Raw genomic sequence first — 5,829 nt, 5'->3', positions numbered from 1 at the left:
CGCCATGACTGACGGCCTATCAAGACCGAGCCCTCGCGCGCAGGCGATCTACCGAACTCCTGATCCGAACTCCAGACAGAACCTAGCAGATAGCTCGCGCTCCCCAGCGGACGGATCCGAAGGCCTGTGACGGGTCCGTCGTCGAGGTTCGCTTTGACCGATGACAAGCCCCTCGCGTGGCTGAGGCCCATGGGGGCAGCGAGGCACACGCCCGCCGGATCGGTCGGTGAACCCACCGTCGTGGTTGACTGCCGTCGGCTGAGGTTCAAACAGACCGCCTCGAAGGTGTCCGTCGTGGGTGGAGCTCAGGGTCTGGACCGATCAAAGCTGGGCCGTCCCTGGGCCGTCCGAGGCCGCTCAGCAGCAGCCAACGACGACCAATGACGACCACTCGGCCGCCCATGAGCACCCCGACCAGCAAAAACGCAGCTCACCAAGATCCCCGGCAAGACCCAGGGCAAGAAGACAGGTCTTGACTCGCTTATTTAGGCTCGTACCGGAACCCTAATGCGTTTCGTCGATTCCGTGCCCGGATATATCTTCATCGAGTGAGATTCTCGCAGACTCAGTAAAGCTGGAAATCGTATCGCTGAGTTCGACTGCGACTTGGGCAACCACTGTGGGTGCTGTGCCAGATCGCTTTAGTTCCGAGTTCTCCATGTGCATGACCAGGCAGAACATGCTGCACTTTCCGGCCACATCCTTCAGTCTCTGGGCTGGGTCAACGATAGATGCAGGCCCCTCGACACATACGCGGGCAGCTAGCTCTTGCAGTTTCTTACTCTCCTCCTCCAGGCCTGCGGCCATATCCGCCGTTTCTGGAGTTTGGCTGAGCAGGATACGAGGCGCCAGCTCGGAAAATTTGCGTTGTAGATTTTGAGCCTGGGAGATGTATTCCACGTATGCGGCGCTCCTCGGCTCTCGGCGTTCGCTCAGATGACTGAAGCGCAATTGGCGTCGAGATTGTGAGTCTTGCGTTGATACCTGTAGTCGCGCCTGCTTTGCTCCCCACCAGCCAGTAGCGAACGCTGCCCCACCAGTCCCGAGGGCTCCAACTGCGGCACCCAGAACTGCCGCCATCCCTGCATCCATGGGTGGCATCTTGTCTGCCTGCGCTCGTGACTGTCTGGCGAACGTTTCACTTCCGCCTGTTCGTGACCGATAGGGAACAGGGACGTCGTCCGTGGAGAGGGCAACAGCATGAAGACGTCGTGCCAGAACTGTGCCAGATCATGCAGGGAGCCACGGGGAATGACGAGGACCAGGCCGACGGCCAGTCAGGCCCCGTCGCCACTCCGCCGCAGGTCAGCTCTGCAACCGCCCGTACATGACCCGAGCTTCCCAAGCTGAGAGTCTTTGGAAGTCGAGCCGCTTCGGAGTTCTCCCCACGGGTCTGCCGTCGCGGCTTGCTCCGGTCACCGGCACCGGCAGCGCGGTTAAGGCCGGTGGTGGTGCGGCGAGGCACACGCGCGCCTTGTCGGTTGGCTGACCCGCCACCGTGGCTGTCTGTCTTCGGCTGAGGCCCACGGAAGCGCGGTTCTCGCCCCTGGCACGAGGGTAATGACGTCGACGTGAGCGATGACCACAAGGAAGAGCTACGCACTCTCGTCAGCAACTTGGGCGCCGGCATCCGTGAAACGCACCACCGATCCGCGTATGACGCAGCCGCGAACATCTGCTCCGGCATCTTCGACACGATCCCAGTAGACCTCCACGACGTCGTACACGAGGCGGTCATGGCCGGATACGCGGCCGCGCTGGGCGACCTGGAGGAAGGCAAGTTGGACGACCAGGTTCGAGAGCGGGCCGAGATCATCGAGTGAGGCCCTGCGTCTCGGGCCGTCTCAGTTTCCGTCTCATTCAGCTCCGTTCACGGCCGTTCAGACGAGACCAAGAGCCAGACGCAGGCCATGATCGGGCCACCCATGAACCAAGGTGAACGCCCTCGAACGACGCCCACCACCACACCACCACAGTTGGAAAGCGTGTTGGGGGCAACCCCTCACGAGTTCGAATCTCGTATCCTCCGCAGCCGCCCACCTGGGCAAATGCGGCCCGGACAGCCATGCTGTCCGGGCCGACATCGTTACAGGGTTGCAGTTTGGGTTGCAGTTGCCGAGATCAAGCAGCGGGAGGCTGCTGGTCCGGCCGGGTCCAGAGCAGTCCGCCGACCTTGTCGGCCGTGTCCCTGAGGACGCGGTCGGTCAGGTGCTGGTAGCGGCGGCGTATGCGGGCCGACTGGCCGGGCTCCCAGCCCATGATCGCGTCCACGACGGTGTCCGGGACCCCGAGGATCAGCAGAAGAGTGCCAGCGGTGTGACGGGCGTCGTGCAGTCGGCCGTCCCTCAGCCCGGACGCTTCCAGCAGCTCCTTCCACTTGTGGTGATCCGTGTTGGGGTTGAGCGGTTCACCGATCGGCGAGGTGAAGACGTAGTCCTTCTCGACCCACAGATGGCGGGCGAGGCGGCGTTCGTGCTCCTGCTCGTCCCGGTGCTGGGCGAGGAGCTTCATCAGCTCGTCGGGGACACCGATGGGCCGCCGTCCGGCACGCGACTTCGTGTCCTTGGTTTCCCGCCGGATGTTCACCTTCTGCGGGCAGTACCCTGGCTTGCGCCCGCAGCGGTCCCCGCAGCCATGCTGGTGCCGGGGCCGCAGCCGACCCCTGTGGACGATCAGCACCCCGAGGTCGAAGTCGACGTCTGCCCACTTGAGCCCAAGGACCTCGCCCTGCCGCAGGCCGAGCGCCAAGGCGATGACCCAGCGCACCGAATTCCGCTGACGGTTGGCCACCTCCAGAAGGAGCTGCACCTCCTCGACCGTGTACGGCACGACCTCTTCCTCTTCCAGCCGTGGAGCCTTGGCGATCGTGGCCGGGTTCTCGGTGAGGTGGCGACGGCGCTTGGCCTCGTTGAGGGCAGCGCGCACGGTGCGGTGGACCTGGTGCGCGGTACCGGCCGCACTGCCGTTGTCCTGCATCTTCTTGTAGAAGCGCTCCAGGTGCTCCGGCTCCAGCTTCGTCAGGCGGTGCGCGCCCAGGCCGGGTATGAGGTGGTGGTAGACCGCGACGCGGTAGCCGTCGATGGTGTTCTCGGAGACGTGCAGGGCCGCGATGTTCTCGACCCAGTGGACCAGCCAGGACTCGACCGTCCAGGTCTGGCCGGCCTTCCGAACAGCGCCCGCATCGCGCTCCCTCTCCAGCTCGCGGACGGCCTTGGTGGCGTCGGCGCGGGTCTTGCGCTTGACGTGGCGACGGTCGGGCCTGCCGTCATCTTTGACGCCGACGGTGACATAGCCGTGCCATTTGCCGTCCTTGCCGAGGTAGATAGAAGAGGCGCCGTTGGGCTGCCGGGACTTCGCCATGACTGCCCCCTCAGGCCGCGAGAGCGACGGTCGAAGGAGCCACCTGGACGCGAGCAGCGACGTAGTCGCTCAGTGCCTCGGCCGGGATACGGCGCAGGCGGCCTATCGTCACGGACGGGATCTCACCGGAGGCAAGGAGCGCGTACATCGTGGTCCGGCCGACGCCGAGTCGACGAGCAGCCTCCTCGACGGTGAGCGCGACCAGCGTGGGGTCGGGCGCGGTGGAGGTGCTGGCCCGCACGAGGTGCAGGAGATCCTGGGCGCTGACGCCGAGCGCGTCCGCGAGCAGGCAATGGGCGTGGACGTTTCAGACATGGGGATACCTCTCGGCGGCGCGGGGCAGCGCGCCGCCGTGGTTGCTGTACGGGATGGGCGGTGTGAAAAGGGTCCGCAGGGCAGTCCTGGGCGTTCGTAGCGCCGAGGGACGCGCGTGAGCGAGTGGTGTGGCTACTCGGTGGCGGGAGTACCCGCGTCCTTACGGAGGGGGTCCTCGGGCGAGTTGGGGGCCGGGTGGAACATCAACTCATCCCCGGTGGGCGTGACGTCGACGCCAAGGCGTTCGGCGATCTCGTCGTATTCGCGCTCGGCTTCTTCGAGGCGCGTCTTCGCAGCGTCGGCGAGGTCCTGGGCGGTTCTCCACTCCTTCTCAAGGTCCTGGAGGCGGAAGCCCGCCTCCTGGAGCTCGTAGTGGGGATCGTCCGGGCTCGCTACGGCTTCGGTCATGAAGTACTCGGCGGGCAGATTCAGTGCCTTGGCCAGGCCGAGGACCTCGTCGAAGCGGATGGGCCGGGTGCCGTTCTCGATCTTGGCGACCTGGGTCTGGTGGAACTTGAAGCCCAGGCGGTTCATGCGCTCGGCGACATCATCCTGGGACAGGCGGGCGGCTTTCCTCATGACCTTCAGGTTGTGAGCCACCAGGGCCTCCCCTTCGCTGGGGATGAGGTGACGCGCCTTGGGCTGGTCCATGTTGACCTCCTCTCCTGTGAGCCGGCACTGCACCGGACCATGCCTAAACGATACCAGCATGAGATTCTCAACCGTCAAGGGAATGAACCCAAGGGTGATACAGGTCATGCGATACGCGCGACTTCCGTGCACCGAGGGCAGTACAACAGTCAGTACAGCATGGAAATTCGAACCCAAAGGAGGTTGAGAACTGCGGTCGCGCCGCCAGAGAACGACAAAACCCCCGGCGCTAAGAACACCGGGGGCTGATCGGAAACCTCTACACCGCCCATCCCTGGCCAGCTGACTAACGACGGCCCGGGTTGCCCCCCGGAGCCGTCGAGTGAGGAATCTCCATGACCCAGAATACCCGCCCCGACCCCATCCACACAGCGGATCCGGCCCCGAACGCCCCCACCAGCGAGGGCACGGCCCTCCTGGAGCAGCTCAAGGCGGCGATGGCCCGCTTCGTGATCCTGCCCAGCGAGGAGGCGCTGGACGCCACGGTGCTGTGGGTGGCCGCCACCCACCTGCAGGCATCCTGGCAGCACGCCCCACGCCTGGCCGTGGTCGGACCAGCGAAGCGGTGCGGCAAGTCCCGCCTGCTCGACGTCCTGACCGAGACGGTCCACAACCCCGTCATCACGGTCAACTCCACCGCCGCCGCCGTGTTCCGCTCCATCACCGAGGAGCCCCCGACCCTGCTGGTCGACGAGGCCGACACCATCTTCGGCACCCCGAAGCAGGCCGAGAAGAACGAGGAGATGCGCGGCCTGCTCAACGCCGGACACCAGCGCGACCGGTACGTCCTGCGGGTGGTCGGCAACGACCACACCCCCCACCGCTTCCACACCTTCGCGATGGCAGCCCTGGCGGGCATCGGAGACCTCCCCGACACGATCATGGACCGCTCCATCGTGATCCGCATGCGCCGCCGCGCAGAAGGCGAGCGCGTCAGCCCCTACCGCACCAAACGCGACAGCCCCGCCCTGCACGAACTGCGTGCCCAGCTCACACAATGGGCGACGCCCCTGGCCGAGCGGGCCCTGATCCTGGAACCGGCCATGCCGGTCGAGGACCGCGCCGCCGACACCTGGGAACCGTTGGTGATCGTCGCCGACCTCGCAGGCGGCTCCTGGCCCCACCGCGCCCGCCGCGCCTGCACGCTCATGGTCACCGCCGAGGCCGAGGCCGAGCAGGACAACCCGAGCAACGCCCGCATCCTCGCCGACATCCGCAGGATCTTCCACGCCAAGGGCGAGCAGGAGCACCTGAGCACCGACGAGATCCTGTTCGCCCTGAACGGCGACCCCGAAGCCCCCTGGGCCGAACACGGGCGCGGCGGCCTCACCCCGCGCGGCCTGGGCGCGATGCTGCGCGAGTACGGCATCTCCTCGGGCAACGTGCGCGTCGGCGAGATCCAACGCAAGGGCTATACCCAATGCCGTGTAGTTAGGGCTTGCCGATTAATAACTCGCTGTCTTGATCTCCGGTGGGTGGGTGAGTCCTGCCGCGCTGGCGAGG

Annotated in this window: 6 protein-coding genes; 2 read left to right on the top strand and 4 right to left on the bottom strand. The window is 65.8% G+C overall.

Translation table 11 applies throughout. The annotated features are described in order from the left end of the window. Positions 1-504 precede the first annotated feature (504 nt). On the bottom strand, positions 505-900 hold the full coding sequence (locus H8R17_RS44085) for a hypothetical protein (RefSeq protein WP_187828786.1): 396 nt from the start codon (positions 898-900) through the stop codon (positions 505-507). Positions 901-1,571: 671 nt separating this feature from the next. Between H8R17_RS44085 and H8R17_RS44080 the strand changes: the two genes are divergently transcribed. Beyond that, a complete protein-coding gene (locus H8R17_RS44080) occupies positions 1,572-1,823 on the top strand; it encodes a hypothetical protein (protein ID WP_187828785.1) in 252 nt (83 codons plus the stop codon). 298 nt (positions 1,824-2,121) lie between these two features. Here H8R17_RS44080 and H8R17_RS44075 read toward each other — a convergent pair whose 3' ends face one another. The 3 genes from H8R17_RS44075 to H8R17_RS44065 form a co-directional block, all read right to left on the bottom strand. Beyond that, a complete protein-coding gene (locus H8R17_RS44075; RefSeq protein WP_187828784.1) occupies positions 2,122-3,360 on the bottom strand; it encodes a site-specific integrase in 1,239 nt (412 codons plus the stop codon). A gap of 10 nt (positions 3,361-3,370) precedes the next feature. Then, positions 3,371-3,601 (bottom strand): helix-turn-helix domain-containing protein, encoded by a 231-nt coding sequence (locus H8R17_RS44070; protein ID WP_316959738.1) that lies wholly within the window; start codon positions 3,599-3,601, stop codon positions 3,371-3,373. A 206-nt stretch (positions 3,602-3,807) separates the two neighbouring features. Beyond that, entirely contained in the window at positions 3,808-4,326 is a 519-nt protein-coding gene (locus tag H8R17_RS44065; protein ID WP_223126156.1) for a helix-turn-helix domain-containing protein, read from the bottom strand. A gap of 335 nt (positions 4,327-4,661) precedes the next feature. Here H8R17_RS44065 and H8R17_RS44060 point away from each other — a divergent pair. Next, positions 4,662-5,829: DUF3631 domain-containing protein (locus tag H8R17_RS44060; protein ID WP_187828783.1), on the top strand; the 1,168-nt coding region annotated here is incomplete at its 3' end.

Origin of the sequence: Streptomyces sp. TRM68367, assembly GCF_014495685.1 — a bacterium.
Lineage (GTDB): Bacteria > Actinomycetota > Actinomycetes > Streptomycetales > Streptomycetaceae > Streptomyces.
This window is presented reverse-complemented; position numbering and strand designations above follow the sequence as displayed.